This window comes from Tepidanaerobacter sp. GT38 (genome assembly GCF_021991635.1).
GTDB lineage: Bacteria > Bacillota > Thermosediminibacteria > Thermosediminibacterales > Tepidanaerobacteraceae > DTU063.
This window is the reverse complement of the sequence record NZ_JAFFJA010000013.1, coordinates 16,114-33,657: the sequence shown is the minus strand read 5'-3', so window position 1 is coordinate 33,657 and position 17,544 is coordinate 16,114. Positions and strand designations below refer to the sequence as shown.

At 40.9% G+C, this 17,544-nt stretch carries 18 protein-coding genes and 1 pseudogene; 5 read left to right on the top strand and 14 right to left on the bottom strand.

Features of this window, described 5'->3' with window-relative positions:
- Positions 1–5 precede the first annotated feature (5 nt).
- The 6 genes and pseudogenes from JT739_RS02735 to JT739_RS02710 form a co-directional block, all read right to left on the bottom strand.
- Complete coding sequence (locus JT739_RS02735) at positions 6–1,187, bottom strand: LegC family aminotransferase (RefSeq protein ID WP_370642559.1); 1,182 nt, start codon at positions 1,185–1,187, stop codon at positions 6–8.
- Positions 1,177–1,821, bottom strand: a complete 645-nt coding sequence (locus tag JT739_RS02730; RefSeq protein WP_237659556.1) for an acetyltransferase — start codon at positions 1,819–1,821, stop codon at positions 1,177–1,179. The genes JT739_RS02735 and JT739_RS02730 overlap by 11 nt, the downstream gene beginning before the upstream one ends.
- Before the next feature lie 9 nt (positions 1,822–1,830).
- A pseudogene (locus tag JT739_RS02725) lies at positions 1,831–2,456 on the bottom strand (sugar transferase).
- Complete coding sequence (locus JT739_RS02720) at positions 2,456–5,488, bottom strand: O-antigen ligase family protein (RefSeq protein WP_237659555.1); 3,033 nt, start codon at positions 5,486–5,488, stop codon at positions 2,456–2,458. Before JT739_RS02720 ends, JT739_RS02725 begins: the two are co-directional and overlap by 1 nt.
- Before the next feature lie 15 nt (positions 5,489–5,503).
- Entirely contained in the window at positions 5,504–6,805 is a 1,302-nt protein-coding gene (locus JT739_RS02715) for a GumC family protein (RefSeq protein ID WP_237659554.1), read from the bottom strand.
- 50 nt (positions 6,806–6,855) lie between these two features.
- On the bottom strand, positions 6,856–7,350 hold the full coding sequence (locus tag JT739_RS02710; RefSeq protein WP_237659553.1) for a VanZ family protein: 495 nt from the start codon (positions 7,348–7,350) through the stop codon (positions 6,856–6,858).
- 483 nt (positions 7,351–7,833) lie between these two features.
- Here JT739_RS02710 and JT739_RS02705 point away from each other — a divergent pair, with 483 nt between their 5' ends.
- The 5 genes from JT739_RS02705 to JT739_RS02685 all read left to right on the top strand — a co-directional run bounded on the left by JT739_RS02705 (position 7,834) and on the right by JT739_RS02685 (position 9,803).
- The gene (locus JT739_RS02705; RefSeq protein ID WP_237659552.1) at positions 7,834–8,058 is read left to right on the top strand and encodes a DUF1659 domain-containing protein; all 225 of its coding nucleotides are present in this window, start codon (positions 7,834–7,836) and stop codon (positions 8,056–8,058) included.
- Positions 8,059–8,111: 53 nt separating this feature from the next.
- Positions 8,112–8,327 (top strand): DUF2922 domain-containing protein, encoded by a 216-nt coding sequence (locus tag JT739_RS02700; RefSeq protein ID WP_237659551.1) that lies wholly within the window; start codon positions 8,112–8,114, stop codon positions 8,325–8,327.
- A gap of 74 nt (positions 8,328–8,401) precedes the next feature.
- Positions 8,402–8,548 carry a YvrJ family protein gene (locus JT739_RS02695; protein ID WP_237659550.1) on the top strand — a complete coding sequence of 49 codons (147 nt, stop codon included), beginning with the start codon at positions 8,402–8,404 and terminating at the stop codon, positions 8,546–8,548.
- Positions 8,549–8,590: 42 nt separating this feature from the next.
- Positions 8,591–9,100, top strand: a complete 510-nt coding sequence (locus JT739_RS02690) for a peptidoglycan recognition family protein (RefSeq protein WP_237659549.1) — start codon at positions 8,591–8,593, stop codon at positions 9,098–9,100.
- 103 nt (positions 9,101–9,203) lie between these two features.
- Positions 9,204–9,803: a competence protein ComK gene (locus JT739_RS02685; protein WP_237659548.1), complete on the top strand. Its 600-nt coding sequence runs from the start codon at positions 9,204–9,206 to the stop codon at positions 9,801–9,803.
- An 18-nt stretch (positions 9,804–9,821) separates the two neighbouring features.
- On the opposite strand, the gene JT739_RS02680 is transcribed toward JT739_RS02685, so the two are convergent.
- From JT739_RS02680 to JT739_RS02645, 8 genes are all read right to left on the bottom strand, one after another.
- Positions 9,822–11,045, bottom strand: coding sequence for an FAD-binding oxidoreductase (locus tag JT739_RS02680; RefSeq protein WP_237659547.1), 1,224 nt, complete (start codon positions 11,043–11,045; stop codon positions 9,822–9,824).
- Positions 11,046–11,065: 20 nt separating this feature from the next.
- The gene (locus tag JT739_RS02675) at positions 11,066–11,779 is read right to left on the bottom strand and encodes an aspartate/glutamate racemase family protein (RefSeq protein WP_237659546.1); all 714 of its coding nucleotides are present in this window, start codon (positions 11,777–11,779) and stop codon (positions 11,066–11,068) included.
- A 26-nt stretch (positions 11,780–11,805) separates the two neighbouring features.
- Positions 11,806–12,069 (bottom strand): (2Fe-2S)-binding protein, encoded by a 264-nt coding sequence (locus tag JT739_RS02670; RefSeq protein ID WP_304650960.1) that lies wholly within the window; start codon positions 12,067–12,069, stop codon positions 11,806–11,808.
- Positions 12,062–12,580, bottom strand: a complete 519-nt coding sequence (locus tag JT739_RS02665) for a 4Fe-4S binding protein (protein WP_237659545.1) — start codon at positions 12,578–12,580, stop codon at positions 12,062–12,064. Before JT739_RS02665 ends, JT739_RS02670 begins: the two co-directional genes overlap by 8 nt.
- Positions 12,577–13,671 (bottom strand): NAD(P)/FAD-dependent oxidoreductase, encoded by a 1,095-nt coding sequence (locus JT739_RS02660; protein WP_237659544.1) that lies wholly within the window; start codon positions 13,669–13,671, stop codon positions 12,577–12,579. The genes JT739_RS02665 and JT739_RS02660 overlap by 4 nt, the downstream gene beginning before the upstream one ends.
- A complete protein-coding gene (locus tag JT739_RS02655) occupies positions 13,668–13,985 on the bottom strand; it encodes a (2Fe-2S)-binding protein (protein ID WP_237659543.1) in 318 nt (105 codons plus the stop codon). The genes JT739_RS02660 and JT739_RS02655 overlap by 4 nt, the downstream gene beginning before the upstream one ends.
- 98 nt (positions 13,986–14,083) lie before the next feature.
- Entirely contained in the window at positions 14,084–15,520 is a 1,437-nt protein-coding gene (locus tag JT739_RS02650; protein ID WP_237659542.1) for a sodium:solute symporter, read from the bottom strand.
- Between the two features lie 294 nt (positions 15,521–15,814).
- Complete coding sequence (locus JT739_RS02645) at positions 15,815–17,512, bottom strand: sigma 54-interacting transcriptional regulator (RefSeq protein ID WP_237659541.1); 1,698 nt, start codon at positions 17,510–17,512, stop codon at positions 15,815–15,817.
- Positions 17,513–17,544: the final 32 nt, after the last annotated feature.

Below are 17,544 nucleotides of genomic sequence, written 5' to 3'. Positions count from 1 at the left end.
TGAAATCACTCTTTTGTTTTTAATAATTTCAGCTTTTCCACAACAATTTTTACTTCTTCCTCACTTAAATTACTACTGCAAGGTATATTTATCAAGTTCTTCTCATAGAAACTTGCCTTTTTAATTCTATATCTTTGATTGTCTAAATATGGTTTTTGCTTATGTATTAATCCCCACAATGGTCTTGTTTGGATGTTTTCATCATTTAACTTTCTTAGAAGTTCATCTCTATCCATTCCATATTTGTCCTTATCTACAATTACTGAATAAAACCAGTGATTTGCTCTGGTATCAGACCTAAAAGGCAATAGCGTCAGACCGTCTATATCCTTTAAGGCTTCTTTGTATAGGTTGTAATTTTTAATCTTTGTTTCTATAAAACTCTCAAGTCTGTCAATTTGGTCTACTCCAAAAGCAGCTTGTATATTGGTCATGCGGTAGTTATATCCTATTTCATCATGTATAAAATATAGTGGATCTGTTTTTGCTTGCACTCCTAAAAAAGCTGCCTTATCAAGTAGTTCTTGGTTGTTAGATACTAACATTCCTCCGCCACCAGTTGTAATTATCTTATTGGCATTAAAAGAATACACTCCAATATCCCCTATGGTCCCACAGTATTTGCCTTTATACTTTCCTTCTAAGTAGTAAGATCCTAAGGCTTCAGTTGAGTCTTCTATCACTTTCAAGTTGTACTTTTCTTTTATATCCATCAGTTTTTCCATATCAGCCGGGTTGCCAAATACATGGACTACAACTATTGCTGATATTTGTCTTTTAGTCTTTTTGTTGATTACTTTTCCGTCTATAAAATCACATTCATATTCAAGAAATTCTTCGAGTTTATCCATATCCATATTTAAGGTATCATCACAGTCCATAAATACAGGTTCTGCTCCCACGTATTTAACTGGGTTTACTGCTGCTATAAATGTAACCGTGGGAACTATAACCTCATCTCCCGGCTTAATATCAAGCACCCTTAATGCAAGATGAAGGCCTGCTGTGCCACTTTGGCAGGATACAGCTCTTTCTGCACCTACATATTTGGCTACTTTGTTTTCAAATTCTGTTATAAATCTTCCACCAGTTGACACCCAGCCTGTCTCTATGGTTTCCCTGATATGCTCAAGAATGTCTAAGGAAAGGTTAGGGACTGAAAGGGGTATTGCTTTGTTAGTCACTATCAATCACTCCAAGACGCTTTTTTATTTTCGCCGGTATACCTGCCACCATAACATTATCAGGTACATTCTCAGTAACTACTGCTCCAGCAGCAACAATTACATTGCTGCCGATTATTACGTTATTGATGATATTAGAACCTAAGCAAACCCAAGTGTGTTTTCCGATTTTCACAGTTCCTCCCAAATGAACACCAGGTGAGATATGGACTCCGTCTTCTAATACACCATCGTGATCTATGCTACTAGAGGTATTAATGATACAACCCCTACCTATAATCACGTTTGTATTTATAACAGCTCCTGCCATAACCGCTGTGCCTTCATGTATTTGGCAGTTATCACTAATTGAAGTAAATGGGTGTATTAAAGCTGGAATAAGGAGTCCTTCTTTCTTTAGATTTTCTATTAGTTTTAGTCTAAGTTCATTATCACCAATAGCAACAAAGGCATAATTATATCTATCTTTATAAATACGATAATCATTAAATTGACCAATAACCTTAATTCCATTAACTTCCCTTAGTTTTTCATTATCGTCAAGAAATACTATTTCATCCCACTTCTCCATGAGCTTAGCAATTTCAGCAACTACTTTTCCGTGCCCACCAGCACCTAGAATCATTAATCTAGACATTGTTTCACCTTAAAACTGAATAGTTTTTCCTGAACTGCCAGTAAAAAAAGGCATAGTATCATTTGTAGAATTATTTATGCCTTTTTTATTTAAGACGCTATAAATCGTAAGTAAGAAAATCTTTAAATCCAGGAAAAAAGACTGGTTATCTACATACCAAATATCATATTGGAATTTTTCTTCCCAGCTTATAGCATTTCTACCGTTGACTTGGGCCCATCCAGATATTCCCGGTCTAACCTCGTGTCTTCTCATTTGTTCAGGCGAATAGAATTTTAGATACTCTACTAATAGTGGCCTGGGCCCTATGAAACTCATTTCACCACGAATAATATTAAAAAGTTGTGGAAGCTCATCTATACTGGTTTTTCTTAAAAACGACCAACTTTAGTAATTCTTTCAATATCCGAAAGCTTTCTACCATCACGCTCTGTGTCAACAATCATGGTTCTGAACTTAAAAACTTCAAAGATTTTTGCATCTTTACCTGGTCTCTTTTGTTTAAACAATACCGGGCCTTTTGGGTCTTCTATTTTTATTGCCAATGCCGCTATTAGCATAATAGGTGATAATATTATTAACAAAACAATCGCAAATAGAAAATCCAGAATTCTCTTTATATACTTTTTGTACATTAATCTGAACCTCCAAGAGGTTTAATTTGCTCAAGCCAAATCTCCATACTTTCTATAAAAATAGTGTCTTTGGTCTCCTTAGGTATATCTATTCTAATCCATTGTTTTCCATCTTCTATGTCTTTTGTAGTTACAAATGTTGAAGTTATATTCGTTATTTCGGTGTTTAGGTCCATCTGCTTTATCTGATGCTGCACGATTTGACCCTTGCGGCTAAAGATGTTTATCACCGGAACATTGGTAGTATTTTCACAACCGATAAGCAAGTTTACTCTATACTCAGTAGTAGGTTCTAATATTATATCTTTTTTGGTAATCAAATACGACGGTTCTTCACCATTATTTGTAATTTCTACAGCTTTATTTCGTATGCTAGTTTCCATTAAACCTTTTTGAGAGTTGTATATATACCACAAATCCGGTACACTATCGTTGTCAGTATCTACAGTAAAGTCAGAGGCGAAGATGAGTTTGTCTAGTTTCCTATAATATGTGTCATCGTCTATATTCTCAGCTAAGAGCTTTGATTTGTAGACATAGAGCATCAACTCATTTGGAAGTTCAAGTTTGTTTCTTGCACTCTTTGGAACTTTGCTGTTGTATTGGGAGATCTTATCAAATATTTCTTGGGATTTATTTAATAGCTCTATAGCTTTATCTTTTTGTTCCTGCCTTATGTAAACCACTGCTGTTTTGTAATAGGCATCGGCCAGGTTGTGCCAGTTTTCTATATTAAATGGATTTATTTCGGTTATCTCTTCTAGCAAAGAAATTCCTTCGTCTAGCTCACCATGTTCTAGATAGTAAGCTGCAAGTTGAGTCTTGAGCCTGGCATTATAAGGTTCCAGGTTTACGGCTTCCGCTCGCATATCTTCAGATTTTTGAAGAAGGTCATCATTTTCTGTCTGTAATGCTATAAAATAATCAAGCTGTGCCAGATCGGCCTTAAAAGATGCTGTATACGGATCATATTTTGCCGCTTTTTCAAAGTATTCCCTGGCTTTTATAATATCCTGCTCCTCTATGCTCCTTACAGCCTGCTGGCCGTAGGTGTATCCCTGGTACAGCAGGAAGGAAAAAATCACAAAGGCACAGGATACCCCGACTAAAGCTATGGCGGGCCAGGCTGTCTTGGTTGGTTTTTGTTCTACTTTTATTGTAGTTCCTGAAAACTTAACTACACCAAATAGCTGCCACAGGTAAAGGGCTACAGCTCCTAAGGAAAGGTTAAAGTCCATGCCGCTGTGGCCTAAAAGGGCAACTAAAGCTGACAGAGCACCCCATGTGAGGACTTTTGCGGTAATGTCAATATCAGATACCATGGCCTTGTATACTGTCATAAGGGCTGTTATGTAAAAAGCTGCCAGTGCAAGAAGGCCTACTGTCCCTGTCTCTACCCAAAGCTCAAGGAAGAAGTTGTGAACTTCTGTGGTGTAATATTCATACGATTGATATGCGCGGTAAATAGCCTCCCATCCTCCGCCACCTGTGCCAAGAATGGGATAGTCTTTGATAATTTTTAATGCATCCCGATAAAAAATAAATCTACTGGCTACACTTGAGCTTTCAACACTTATGCTCCTAAGCCTTCTACTTACTGCTTCAGGAATGTATTTATAGGCAAGGGTTATGCGCTGGGCAGAGGATATATCATCGGTTTCGTAAAGTTCTGCAGCGTAAAAAGTTGCCTCTGTATTAGGAAAGCGGTTTGTAAAGCCGATGTTTAATCTTACAGTATCCGGTCTTGTGGTAAAAGTGATTTCCCTTACTTCCTCATTGATTTCTTCCACTATATATTCATTAACAATTCTTACACTATTGCCTGCCTCATCGTAGCTGTTTATCAGTACACCGGCACCCCACTGTTCTTCTTTCTCACCAGGTTTTGAAGATACTATGACTTTTAGAGTGTACTCTGTATCAGGTTTTACATCTTGTATGGGGTACCACGATGTCTTCCAGCTCTCTTCCTCATTTTCTTCATGGGAGATGGTAAGAGGTGCTTCAGTGGTAAGGGCAGTATATGCCCCTATGCCTCCCAATATGATGAGAATGATGAAAACAGATAGCACTATTTTTGGTTTTATACGCAAAGCAAAACGTTCGCTTATCTTCTCTGTTATATAAAACAAGGCTATGGACAATATAGCTCCAGCTATATACCAAAGCCACACTTTTGTTTTTTCATCAGCAGAAATGGCCATACCAAAGCCTGGCGAGGCTAGCACTGCTGCAATGAAGCTTTGAAAAGAATAGCCCAAAGCTTTCAAGCGGTACTGATTAGGCATACCAACAACTAATATCAGATAAAAAGCCGGAAAGAGCAGCCAAGCACCTCTAGACAATGTAAAAAGGAAACACAAGAACAGTGTATAGTTTATAAATGCAAGTATAGCTTTTTGTGCGCGGCTTTCTTCAGTTACCCAAAGAGAAGTTGATAGCATAAATGCAGCGGTAAGATATGCCGCCAGGGTATTAGGGTATTGTAGTGTGGAGCTAATTCTATTTCCTACAATAGCACCGTTATATGTAAAGGTGCCGGCAGCAGCTCCGATGCCAATAAAGGCTACGCCAAAGGCGGATATGACCATTGCCCACAAAATCGCCTTTATATCATCTTTAGTTCGGGGAAAGTCCGAAACCAGGTAAAAAGCAATAAAGTAGTTGATGTACTTTAAAAACTCTCCGATAGCAGAGCGGATGTTTACTGCAACAAATATAGATAGGAAATAAGCTCCCACCAGGGCAATAGCAGCATAGTCCATGGGGGAACTGAAGACACGGTATTCTTTTAACACTTTTATTTTATAGATTATGTAAAGGAGAAATAGTATGCCGCTGTATATATGTGTAGGCAAGAATTCTTTATCAAAAAACATTCCCCTAAAATAGGGGGGATATAGGAGAAGTATAATAAGACCTATGTATACTATATAGTATAGAAAGCCTCTGTCTTTTTCGCGTATTGCCCGGGAAATATTTTTACTTTTTTCGACTTTTTGCTCTTGTTTTTTACTCGGTTTTCTTCCCACGTTGTCGCACCTCAATTAATGACTTTGAGAAAGGTTTTTAATGGATTTAGGTTCTGCAGAGTTTTTCCAGTAATCCATGAAAAATACTACAAACACTCCCAACATAAGCCCAAGCACCATAGCTATGGCCATATTTAGCATCTTTTTAGGCGCCACAGGGCTGTCAGGCACTATAGCAGGAGATACTATCATGATATTTGCATCACCGATTTTGCTGGATGTGGTGATTCTAGCTTCCTGATATTTTTGCAAGAATGTGTTATAGGTTTCCTGGGCTATGGTATACTGCTGCTGCAGGCGGTTGTATTCCGTCTGCTTTTTAGCAAGGGTTGCTTGCAGTTGTTCTAACTCCGCTTGGGTCTTTTGTATATTTGAAACTAGAGCCGTTTTTTGGGACGCAATACCTGCCAAAGCCACTTCTAAGTCGGCTACTTTGGCACTTAACAAAGTGTAGTTTTCGTTTATCTCTTGGCTTTTGACCGTAAGACCTGCTGCATTTGACATATCACCGGTCTTACCAGAAGCAAGGCCTGCCATAACCGGATCATCTAGGATTGATTTGTCCAGCTCCAGATATTTAGGTTCTTTGGCAAGGCTTGCCCTGGCACTTTCCAGTGAAGCCTTAAGTGCTTTTTCTTCAACGTCAAGTTCTATTAGCTTTGTTTTAAATTGGGTAATTAGCTCAAGCTTTGCATCAATGTCTTTTTGAAGTTCCGCCACATTTTGCGGCTGTGCCAGGAAGTTTTTCAGTTCTTCTGTTGCTGTCTCAAGGTTCTTTTCCTCTTCCTTCATTTGATTTTGTATGTAAGCTGCTGATTTTCCCATTTGCTCTTGCAGTGTAGCAGAAAGAAAGTCAACGTATTTTGGCGCTAATGTGTTTGCAATTCTGGCCGCCATTTCAGGATCTTTGTCTTTTACTGAAATTCTGATTAGGTTTGTATCTTTAATAGCTTCGACATTTATCATATTCCGCAGGGTATTTAAGCTGTACTCTTCTCTATTTAAGTTGAGCTCATCAATAACCTGGTTTAATATATGAGGGTTCGTCACTTGTACCCGATAAGTTTCGAGGGTCATTTGAGGATACTGGGATAAATATGAAAGCAAGGTATCATAGGCACTGTCTTGCCTCGAGGGCGCATTACCTTGCACTAGTGGCGACACCATTAGGGTGCTTCTTGCTTCATAGGTAGGGGATATTATGAAAAAGCTGAATATGCCGGTAATTATCACAGCTGTAATGGTGATAGCTGCTATAATCCATTTGCCTTTTAGTACTATTTCGATAAGTTCTCGCAAGGTGATTTCTTCTTCCATGACTTTCCTCCTAAAATTGTTGTTTTTTGTAAGTTACCCTCAACTTTAATTTATTCTACACAAGATGTGGAATTCCTTCTTCTAATTAGCAATCTAAGACCGGTACCGCCAATTGCTCCAATAGTGTCAATTAGGACATCGGATACTTGCGCACTTCTACCGGGCACAAAATGCTGGTGTATTTCATCAGACATGGCATAAAGGATACAAAGTAAAATAGACATGATAAATGCTTTAAATTTAGGCACTTTGCTTGTCTTCATTGCATTCATGACTAATGCGCCCAATATGAAATATTCGCCTATATGGGCACTTTTGCGCAGTATGTATTTAAAGGTCTTTACTAAGTTTGTTGTAGTGCCTGTTTGTGAATCCGGCGGTATTATTACATTTATCTTTTTCATTATAATCTCTGCGGCCATGTCGCTAAGACAGGTTGACTTTGTGCCGTGTTGAGCAGAAAAGGTAAAGATAAGTAGCATCCAAAGCACAACTGCTGTCCATGAAAGGATTATTTGTAGCTTTTGGTTTTTTAATCTTTGCATTGCAATACATCCTAATCTTCTATATTGTAGGGACTTTCATTTTAGTATATCAAAAAAACCCTCGCAGTGCGAGGGTGATGTAGGTGTCTCCCCCATTATTAAAAAGCAACTTTTCTGATTCTGTAGATATCCTCAATTCTTCCAGATATAATTTTATCCTATTATGGTAGGTTGTTCAATAGTTACATCAGGTTGTAGAGTTAAGTATATGGTAATACCTTGCGCGTAAAGCTAAACTAATATATGGTTTTGGCGTAAAAGGGTATTTAGTTTAGACCGGTAAATGCCACTGGTTGTATTTGCCAGGCTCATTGGGCTAAAAATTGATTTGGTGAAGGCCAGGCGTCACCCAAGAGGTGGCAGCCTGGCTTTTTTGTTTTTTCGCTGGCCCAGCTATAATGAAGTCACAAACAAACACTTCCCCCCTCAAAGGAGGTGATATGGCAATAGCGGGAAGTGAACTTCGAAAGGAGGTGAAAAGGTATGGCAGTGGTTGCTACTCCATTAAATTCCGGTCTTCGCATAATTGTCGAAACCGGCAGAGATGAAAACGACAAACCTGTCTTTAGGACCAGATCTTACAGCAACGTAAAGACCGACGCTGCAGATGAGGATTTGATGAGTGTTGCAAATCAGATAGCGAACATTCAAAGTTACCCGGTATATGCTATTCGCCGGACCATGGAATTTGAACTGGCAGAAGTCTAGCGGGGAGCCCATATAGGGCACCCTCACCTAAAATATGAAGGGAGGTGAAGGGCATGGATAAAAATTTAGAGCTTATCTTTAAGAACGTAGCCGGAAAAAACGCCAGACTTTCCATACAGAATCCTAAAGAGGATTTGACTACCCAGGAAGTGGAAGCTTTGATGAATGACATTATAGACAAAAACGTGTTTGAAACTTCCGGCGGTGATTTGGTTGAAATTGTAGGTGCACGCATTGTTCAAAGAGAAGTTATCGATCTTTTAGGATAAAGCATTAGCTGGGTGCCATAGGCGCCCGGCTAAATTTGTAATCATAAACATCAATATGGGGAAGGAGGATTTTTATGGAAGACTTGGTGGCTCAGGTAGCCAATGTAGGCTTTCCCATTGCCGTGTCCATTTATCTTTTGGTAAGGCTGGAGGCTAAAATGGAAAGCCTCACTGCCAGCATCTATGAGCTGGCCAAGGTCATCGAAGGCATACGGGAATAGGTTAAGACATACTCATAATTAAGAATAAAAAGGAGTGATTTTATGGAAAGGTTATATCCCAGGTTTATTGTTATTCACCATACGGCAGGTTTTGATGTATCTGCCCTCACCATAGATGGTTATCATGCAAAGCAGGGGTTTGGAATAAAAATTTCATCTCCAAAACCTTTGGTAGATGAGTATATTCGCAGGGGTTTTAGACAGGTCACAGGTGGTGTCATAGTCAGTATCGGGTATCACTATCTAATCAGGGCAGACGGCACCGTAGAAAAGGGACGGCCGGATTTTATCCAAGGTGCCCACTGCACGGCTGATCAAATGAACTTTAGGTCAATTGGAGTAGCTCTAACAGGCAACTTTGACTCTAAAGACAACCCTCGCGGCCAGAAGGGGCATATGAAACCTACTCCGGCCCAAATGACATCACTTAAAGAGCTCATCTTTTACTTAATGGAAATTTACCAGATTCCAAAAGAGCATGTGCTAGGGCACAAAAACGTGAAGCATGCAGCAACCAGGTGCCCCGGCGATAGGTTTGAACTCAATATTTAAACTTTTATTATTTTTTGCCTTGACGCAAACATATGTTTGGTATATAATGGACTTGCTTTCGCCTCTTGCCATTGGTTTAACATCTGTGTCGGAGGTGTGTCCCATGAATGTAGCGGAGATTGTAGAAAAGGGGCTTGCCGCTTTTTTGCCCGTCTATGACGACGGCAATGTAACTCAAGTTTTAACAAGCAGCGGCAAACAGTTTCTGGTTAGAAGGACGTGCAAAACGGTATTAAAAAATCTAGCCAGGTTTTACAATATAGATCTTACGGCAGCTCGTGAGCACTACGGCAAGGCAGTCAATAAAAAGCAGGGGGTTCCTATTCCATTCGCATCAAACCTCTTGCTGATACCGGTAAAAGCGCGCAAAAACCCTCTCGGTGAAAATGACGGCACTTTAGGTTATGTAAACTATAGAGAAATAAGGGATGTGGAAGATGGCAAGGAAGGTAGCTGCCATATTATCTTTAAATGTGATAAGGAACTTGAAGTACTTGTAAGCAAAGACACCATGAAGGAATATATAAAAAATGCTCAGCTGGTAGAAAGTTGTTTTCTAAATCGCCACTTTGACGGATCAAATGGTGCAAATAAAAATAATGAACAAAAATCCATTGAAAATGATGAGGCACAGCTTCGAGATTATCTTTTAAAACTGCTCTTAGAAATAATTTACATGCAAAAAAATCAGGCCGCAAAATAATTTGGGCCTGATTTTTCATTAGCTTGCGAAACTGTAGCAATTATGGCTTTCCCGGAATTCATTTACATCTACATTCTTAAATCTATCTAGAGAAAGTTTTGTCATATCTATGTTTAAATCATCAGAAGGTTTCCCATCTGCGATTACCTCTGAAATGATTCTGCCGGTAATGGCCGAAAGGGCTATACCGTCTCCTTCATGTCCTGCAGCCATGATAAATCCGGGAACTTCAGGCACTTCTCCAAGGATCGGCAGACCGTCGGGAGTATAGGGCCTCAAACCTGCAAAGCTGCGGATAACATGAACATTTTTAATGGCAGGCACGATTGAAGCTGCATGTTTTAATATGGCCTTTAAGGCCTTATGAGTGGTTGTTTTGTTAAATCCGACAAATTCCCTTGTACCGCCTATCAAAAGGTTGCCGTTTTCGGTTTGACCCAGGGCCAGGCCCACGCCCAGCTTTGCCATTTCGTCTGTGCCTAAAAGTTCCGGCCTGAATTTTGCCGTGATATAGCGGGCACAGTTTAATCCACCATGAATGAGCTTAGGAACAGGTTCTGTAATTATGATCTGTCCTCTCCTCGGCACAATGGGAATGTTAAGTCCTACCATCCGGCCTATAGTCGGTGCATAGACGCCGGTGGCATTGACTACATATTTACATAAAATCTCACCGCTATCCGTCTCAACTGACTTTATTCGGCCTTTTTCTAATTTAATGCCCGTTACTTTAGTTCCTAGCGAAAACTTAACTCCATGTTTCTTTGCTCCTCTATAGAGGCCTAAGGTCAAGTAAATGGGATTTGCTTCGCAATCCATAGGGCTATAAGTTGAGCCAAGGATATCTTCCGATAAGGCCGGCTGACGGTCACGGGCCTCATTTTTGTCAAGGAGCTTTACGTCAAGGCCTAGTTTCTTTTGCCTTTCCACAAATCCTTCCATTACCTTCCACTGATTTTCGTTTTGAATTACAATCATGCAACCGTGATTTAAAAATTCTATATCCGTATCCAGTGACTTTTGCAGCTCTGGAAACATCTTTACACTCTTTAATGCCAGTTCCAGGTGAATCCCGGGATTTTTTGACTGCAGCAGCACTGCCTTATCACAGGCTCCGGATGTTCCCATGGCAATGTCGTCTTTTTCAATTACATGGGTAGGAATCCCTCTTTTGCCTAAATGATAAGCTATTGAGCAGCCTACGACGCCACCACCTATGATGACTACATCTGATGTTTGCAAAAGCCTTCCTCCTCTTAGTTTCATTTTACGCAATGTTTTATGGAATCATAAACATAATTGGTCAATGTGACAATATCAAACACCGGCCGTTGGACCGCCTTTTGGACTGCAGCCCTGAAAGGCGGCATATTGGTGCACTCAAAGACTATGGCTCCCACATCAGGGTTTTCCTCTATCATGGTCCGTGCTACTTCAACCATCTCTTCCTCTACCTTTGCTACATCCATTTCCTCTTTGCCTTCTATGAAAACTCTCGTAAATTCCTTCTGCTCTTCCATGCCGTATATAACCTTGTTTATTCCTTCTGCACCTACCCCTTGAAAATGAAGTGGGGTAAGATGTGGCTTGCTGGCGGTCATGATGCCGATTTTCTTATCCTGCCCGATCATAGCCGCCACCAAGGGTAATTGCAGCAAACTTGAGGAAAACACCGGTATATTTACCGCTCGAGCTAAATGTTTATGAAATATGGCCAGAAACCCGCAGCTGGTAGTTATGGCGCACACGCCCTCCTGCTCCAGTTCTTTAGCAGCCTCAATAAAGGGCATAATAAGGGCTGGATCCGCTTCTTTAACTACCCTAACTGGTGTGGCTCCTGAAACTTTTCTGTATCGCACCGGAAAAGGAAAAGTAAGGGCATTGCCTATATCGCCAGGTATCCTGGGAAATTTGGTGTCAAGCATCAAAATTCCGATGCTTTCACCGTATACATTTTTACCACCGGTTACGATCATAGGCAGATCCTCCAAGTTAAATAATATTATCTATCTTCACTGTTTATTATCTCTTCAACGGTAATTGCCCTCACAGGGGGCCTTGAAGTGTCCGGCATGATCTGTTCTGCAGCCTTATGTTTTGACAGCATCTGCGTTACCAAGCGGCGGCAGGTTCTACCCTGGCAAAGGCCCATGCCGGCACGGGTCCTTTTCTTTACGCCTGCGACGGTGGTAGCACCGTCAGCTATGGCTTCTTCTATCTCCTTCCTGGTAACTTCCTCACAACGGCAGATGAATTCTTCATTCATGTTCAGGACCTCCCAATCTCTTTATACTGCGTACCACGTTTATATACTCTTGGTCTACCTCTACCGTAATTACTGCTGTTTGATCGTATTTTGGAGATTTTATCACCCTTAAAACCTTGCCTGAAGTTACGGTTTTACCGCTGCGGTCTACACAATCTACAATTTGACCTTTTTCCGGCAAGGGATAATATTCATAGGGAAAACTTATTTCTGCCTTGTCTTTAGAACCATTTACTACAAATATGGCAAGGCCGGGACAAGCTGCTATACAGTTCCCGCAGCCTACACATTTTTTCGGGTCAAGCTTTGGCAAATTCGTAATAGGCTTTCCTACTTGGATAGCTCCATAGGGGCATGCCTCTTCACAGGGGTTGCAGGGAATTTCCTGGGCGCATTCTATAAAAGCAACGGGGCCCCTTTTGATCCTTTCTGCATCCGGAACTCCGGGGATTTTCGCCAGTTCCTCATCTGACGGAAATCCCTGATATTTTACTCCGATTTTTTGCGTCATGCCAACTGCCTCCTCGCTTGTAACTGCTTAATTTTGGCTTTAAACCGACCTTCGCCAAAAGGTCCGGTTCTAAGAGAGTTGAGGCGCTGCCAGATTTCGTCTTTTAATCGTTTAGCTGTATCTTCGTCATAATAGCCCAGGCTTTCTGCACTGGCAACTCCCGCAAGCCTCCCCTCTTCCATAGCTGAAGATGCTTCTTCCACACCGGTTATATCACCGGCCACATAGATTCCTGGAAGTGTAGTTTCCATATTTTCATCGTGAATCGGCACATGGCCTCCAAGCGGCGGAATAAACGTAAATTCGCATCCTGCCATCCAGGCAAGCTCCGTAAGAGGCGAAAGACCTACAGCCAAACATATGGTATCCACATCTAAAGTCCTTTCTGTGCCGGGAATTGGCTGCCATTTTTCATCAAGGCTGTGTATAACTACGCCTTCTACCGCTTCCGTCCCCAATGCCTCTTTTATGGTAGTAGAAACGTATATGGGCACTCCTGCTCTTCTGATTTTGGCAGCGTGGACACCATAGCCGCCGATTTGAGGAGCCGCTTCTATCAAAGCTTTTACCTCTGCTCCCGCCTGCATTAGCTGATATGAAACTATTAGGCCCACATTTCCGGACCCTACCATCAGTATCTTTTTTCCCGGCAAAACCCTGTGGACATTTATCATAGTTTGTGCAGCACCGGCTCCCATGACTCCGGGTAAAGTGCAGCCTGGGAAAGACAACGCATTTTCGGATGCCCCCGCTGCAATAACTATTCTCTCAGCCCGCAGGGCATGGTCTTTTCCGTCTTTTACATACGCCAAAGTCTTATTTTCATATATGCCGTATACGGCAGCATTTAAAAGTACTTCTACTCCCAGTTCTTCCGTTTCCTTTAAAAGCTGCTCTCCTATTCTAAAACCTCTAGTGCCTGCCTGATGTTCCCTAGAGCCGAAAAACTTATGAATCTGTTTAAATAATTGCCCCCCCGGTTTTAAGTTTTCATCAAGCAATGTAACTTTAGCTCCTGCCTTGGCCGCTTCCACAGCACAGGATAGGCCCGCAGGACCTGCACCTATTATGGCAATTTCTGTTGTCTTCATGATTTTTCACCCCATTCTCCCAGACCCTTCTGTGTTTTTATAACCATTCCATTTCTTACAGGGGTAACACATGTCCTTACATTAGGTATTCCGTCAACGATCATAACACAGTCAGTGCATCGGCCAATAGCGCAAAATATGCCCCTTGGTTTGTGATATTTTGGGGTTTCCCTAAACTTTCGAATTCCTGCTGCCAGCAGTGCTGCAGCTATAGGTTCCCCTTCGATGGCCGGCACTTTTTTGCCGTCTACGATGATAGTTGCATTGCATTCCCTTGTTTCATCATTTAGTATGGGGTGATGCTTTATACGCAATTTCGGCTACCTCCTATACCAAGTATAAATTTGTATCACTTTTTTTAAAAAGGTTAGCCCGGATTTACACCGGGCTATAAATCCTAGGGTCTACTGTTTTAAGCTTTCAAATTTGGAGTTTCACTGGCAGAAGCACCTGGGGTCAGCAACGAAACGATGATAGTCACCACCGCCGATATTGCTACGCCCCATAATATACCTAAAGACGACAGTGAAATCACTGAACCGACTATTATGCCTAAACGTGCGCCCCATGGGGTAATGCGGCTGTTTTGTGTGCCCATGGTAAAAGGCTCTCCTGTCTTTTTCCAAAGAAGCCCTACCAAAAGCACAGGCACTATACCTCCACCGGCCATGGTGTAGGCTTTTGAGAACAGGCCAATAATGCTGGACGAGTAAATAGCTGCCAGTGATGCAAAAACACCAACTATTATTGTGAGCAACTTAGCATAATTTACAAGTTCCTGGTCAGTTTTACCCGGTGCAAATGGTCTTATAAGGTCATTGACCAAAATGATGGAAGCGGCATTTAAGTTGGAATCAGCACTTGACATAGCAGCAGCCAATATAAGTGTATATACTACGGCTAAGACCCAAGTAGGCACATAATTTAGCATAAGCCATGGCATGGCCTGGTTGGGGTCCGCTAAATTTGGATTTATGGCATGTGTTACAATACCTACTATTGCAGTAAGGCTTACAAAGACAACTGCTGCGATACCGCTGACTAACATACCATTTCTAGCAGTGGCAGAGTCCTTAGCTGCAAAACATCTCTGCCAATATATCTGAGCTGCCAGTATGCCAAAACATCCGGTTACAAAGTTTTTCATTATGGTCCCTACGGGAACATTGCTGAGGGTTGCAAGTTCAGGTGCCCCAACTTCTGCCAACTTTTGCTGCAGGACTGCAAAAGAAAAGTTTACAGGAGCCAACGCATAACCATAGAAAATAAATGCAAAAACTACTACTATGATACCTTGTAAAAGATCAGTCCAGACTACCGAGTATATGCCTCCTAAATAAGTATATACAATAAATACCACATTGAACAGCATTATGATGGGAATGGGATCTGCTCCGGTGAACACAGCAAATATATCTCCCAGACCTTTGGCCTGACCTCCGACCCAAGCTATCATAATACAGGCTGTCAATACACCGGTGATAGCCCTTGTCACCTTGTCCCGCACTAATAGATCATCCATCATCTCAGAGAGAGTGTTATAAGTAAATCTTCCTGCAAAACCTGCAAAAAGTAGAGCGAAAATAACTTTTGAACCCTGTTCGCCAAAAACAAAGGGAATGTCTGCCATACCTATTTTATAACCTTGAGCAGCATGTCCTATAAAATTGCCCGCACCCATAATAGTAGCAATGTCAGTAAATAGAATTAGGATAAGCGGCAGAGTACCACCAGCAATGGCATAGTGGGAAAAACTTTGACTGGCAGTATCTTTAACCGCTAAAGATATCCAAAGGAAAATGCCACAAAAAACAATAGTAATAATCCATACGAGAGCACTTAAACTCATGTATTCGCCTCCTTTTTAATTTTTTGAAATATATACATTGCCCCAACTATTCTGAAATAACCACCTCCCTTTTTCCCACATTTATAAATATTTAAAACTTTTTAAAATCATTAAGTATATATAAAAAAGTTGCAAAAAATATGCCAACATAGGACCTTTTAATAACAGGCGTTTTGATGAGCGGGGCATCTATAGATTTCTAAAAAATATAAAAATATGTAAACCACCAAGAAAACATAACGGAATCTAAGCGGTTTACAGAAATTATAACTACTTTCTAATTTTTAGAATACGTCATGCTTGAATGCCATATTTTTTTATTTTATTATACAAGGTAGCCAAAGAAATTTTTAAGGCCTTGGCTGCTTTTCGTTTTCCTTCTACGCTGGTTCCATATTCTTTTAAGGCTCGTCTTATTAAATCCTTTTCCATTTCTTCCAGCGGCAATATTGCGTCCCTTGAGTTTACTTTGATTTTGATTTGGTCAAAGTATGGGCGCAGCAGATCATCGGTAATCCATTCTCCTTGACTCATTAGGATTGTTCGCTCAAGAATATTCATGAGCTCACGCACATTCCCCGGCCAATCATATGAAAGCAGCATATATTCAGCTTTTTTCGTAACGCCTTTTATATTCTTGTGAAGCTTCCTGTTGAAATAATCGATATACACCTTGGTCAATGCCGGAATATCCTCCCGCCTTTCCCTAAGGGGCGGTATGTTTATATTTATTACATTTAGCCTGAAATATAAGTCTTCTCTAAAGGCACCCGAACTAATCAGCTCTAAAAGGTCCCGATTGGTAGCAGAAATAATCCTTACATCAATCTTTATAGGCCTGGTGCCACCAATGCGTTCAATTTCCCGCTCCTGGATCACTCTCAAGAGTTTTGCCTGCAGGATTGGACTCATATCACCTATTTCATCTAGAAAAATAGTGCCGCCGTTAGCCAATTCGAACTTGCCCAGTTTTAATTTGCTGGCTCCTGTAAAAGCTCCTGGCTCATAGCCAAAAAGTTCGCTCTCCAGCAGATTTTCAGGAATGGCAGCACAGTTTACTTTTATAAAAGGCTTGCCGGATCTGGGACTTTCAGCATGAATTGCATTGGCAAATATTTCTTTGCCGGTGCCACTTTCACCGGTTATAAGTATGGTAGAATCTTCTCTTGAAGCCTTCCTGGCAAGGTTAATGATTTTTTTCATTTTACTGCTTTCGCAAATTATCTCATCAAATTTGCCCGGGCTGTCATTAAGCTTCATTATCTCATCTTTTAACCCATCGATGACCGAAGTTGAACGCCGAAGTTCTTCAGACAGGCGCAATACCTCGGTTATATCTTGAAATACTACTACAGCACCGGTCATCTCGCCGTTTATAATTATGGGAGAAGCATTGGAAATGACTTCTGCATTGGAACCCACAGCTTTATTTCTCTTACCTATGCAGGGCTTGCCGGTCCTTAAGACCTCAACTAAAGCTCCATCAGGGGAGACTTCAAAAACATTAGTCCCTATACGCTTTGATGCAGGAATGCCTGTTATTCTCGTATATCCTTGATTTACGTATTTGATTATTCCGTTTTTATCCACCATCTGTATGCCTTCTTGGGCTGTATTTAATATAATGGATAATTGTTCTTTTATCTCTTTTATTTCTAAAAGTTCTTTTCGATCTCTAATAATGCTTAACATTATGTTAACAGCCGGTGCCTCCACCAGCACAGTTTCATCGGGAAGCTTTCTTCGAAGATCCTTCACAAAATTCCTATTTCCCGTAACCTCAAAAACCACATCCAGGGTGCAGGATGTTAAAAGCTCCTGGGCAGTTTTAAAACACTTAATGCCTTCATTTTTTGCCATTTCAATACCCGGCGCCGATGAATTAATATCAGCTATTCCCTCAATTTTTATATTATCCATTTGAATCAATGTCTCTAAAAGGGCACTGCCTCCTCGACCGGCGCCTATTATCCCCACTTTTAATTTATTCACTTTTATCACTCCATAAAAAGACTTAAAGCCCT

What these genes read in the sequence shown, in the direction of transcription:
- JT739_RS02660 (WP_237659544.1), bottom strand. Translation starts at nt 13,671, where the DNA reads ATGAAGACAACAGAAATTGCCATAATAGGTGCAGGTCCTGCGGGCCTA.
- JT739_RS02700 (WP_237659551.1), top strand. Translation starts at nt 8,112, where the DNA reads ATGGATAAAAATTTAGAGCTTATCTTTAAGAACGTAGCCGGAAAAAAC.
- JT739_RS02695 (WP_237659550.1), top strand. Translation starts at nt 8,402, where the DNA reads ATGGAAGACTTGGTGGCTCAGGTAGCCAATGTAGGCTTTCCCATTGCC.
- JT739_RS02650 (WP_237659542.1), bottom strand. Translation starts at nt 15,520, where the DNA reads ATGAGTTTAAGTGCTCTCGTATGGATTATTACTATTGTTTTTTGTGGC.
- JT739_RS02690 (WP_237659549.1), top strand. Translation starts at nt 8,591, where the DNA reads ATGGAAAGGTTATATCCCAGGTTTATTGTTATTCACCATACGGCAGGT.
- JT739_RS02715 (WP_237659554.1), bottom strand. Translation starts at nt 6,805, where the DNA reads ATGGAAGAAGAAATCACCTTGCGAGAACTTATCGAAATAGTACTAAAA.
- JT739_RS02730 (WP_237659556.1), bottom strand. Translation starts at nt 1,821, where the DNA reads ATGTCTAGATTAATGATTCTAGGTGCTGGTGGGCACGGAAAAGTAGTT.
- JT739_RS02675 (WP_237659546.1), bottom strand. Translation starts at nt 11,779, where the DNA reads ATGATCGTAACCGGTGGTAAAAATGTATACGGTGAAAGCATCGGAATT.
- JT739_RS02665 (WP_237659545.1), bottom strand. Translation starts at nt 12,580, where the DNA reads ATGACGCAAAAAATCGGAGTAAAATATCAGGGATTTCCGTCAGATGAG.
- JT739_RS02685 (WP_237659548.1), top strand. Translation starts at nt 9,204, where the DNA reads ATGAATGTAGCGGAGATTGTAGAAAAGGGGCTTGCCGCTTTTTTGCCC.
- JT739_RS02670 (WP_304650960.1), bottom strand. Translation starts at nt 12,069, where the DNA reads ATGAATGAAGAATTCATCTGCCGTTGTGAGGAAGTTACCAGGAAGGAG.
- JT739_RS02710 (WP_237659553.1), bottom strand. Translation starts at nt 7,350, where the DNA reads ATGCAAAGATTAAAAAACCAAAAGCTACAAATAATCCTTTCATGGACA.
- JT739_RS02705 (WP_237659552.1), top strand. Translation starts at nt 7,834, where the DNA reads ATGGCAGTGGTTGCTACTCCATTAAATTCCGGTCTTCGCATAATTGTC.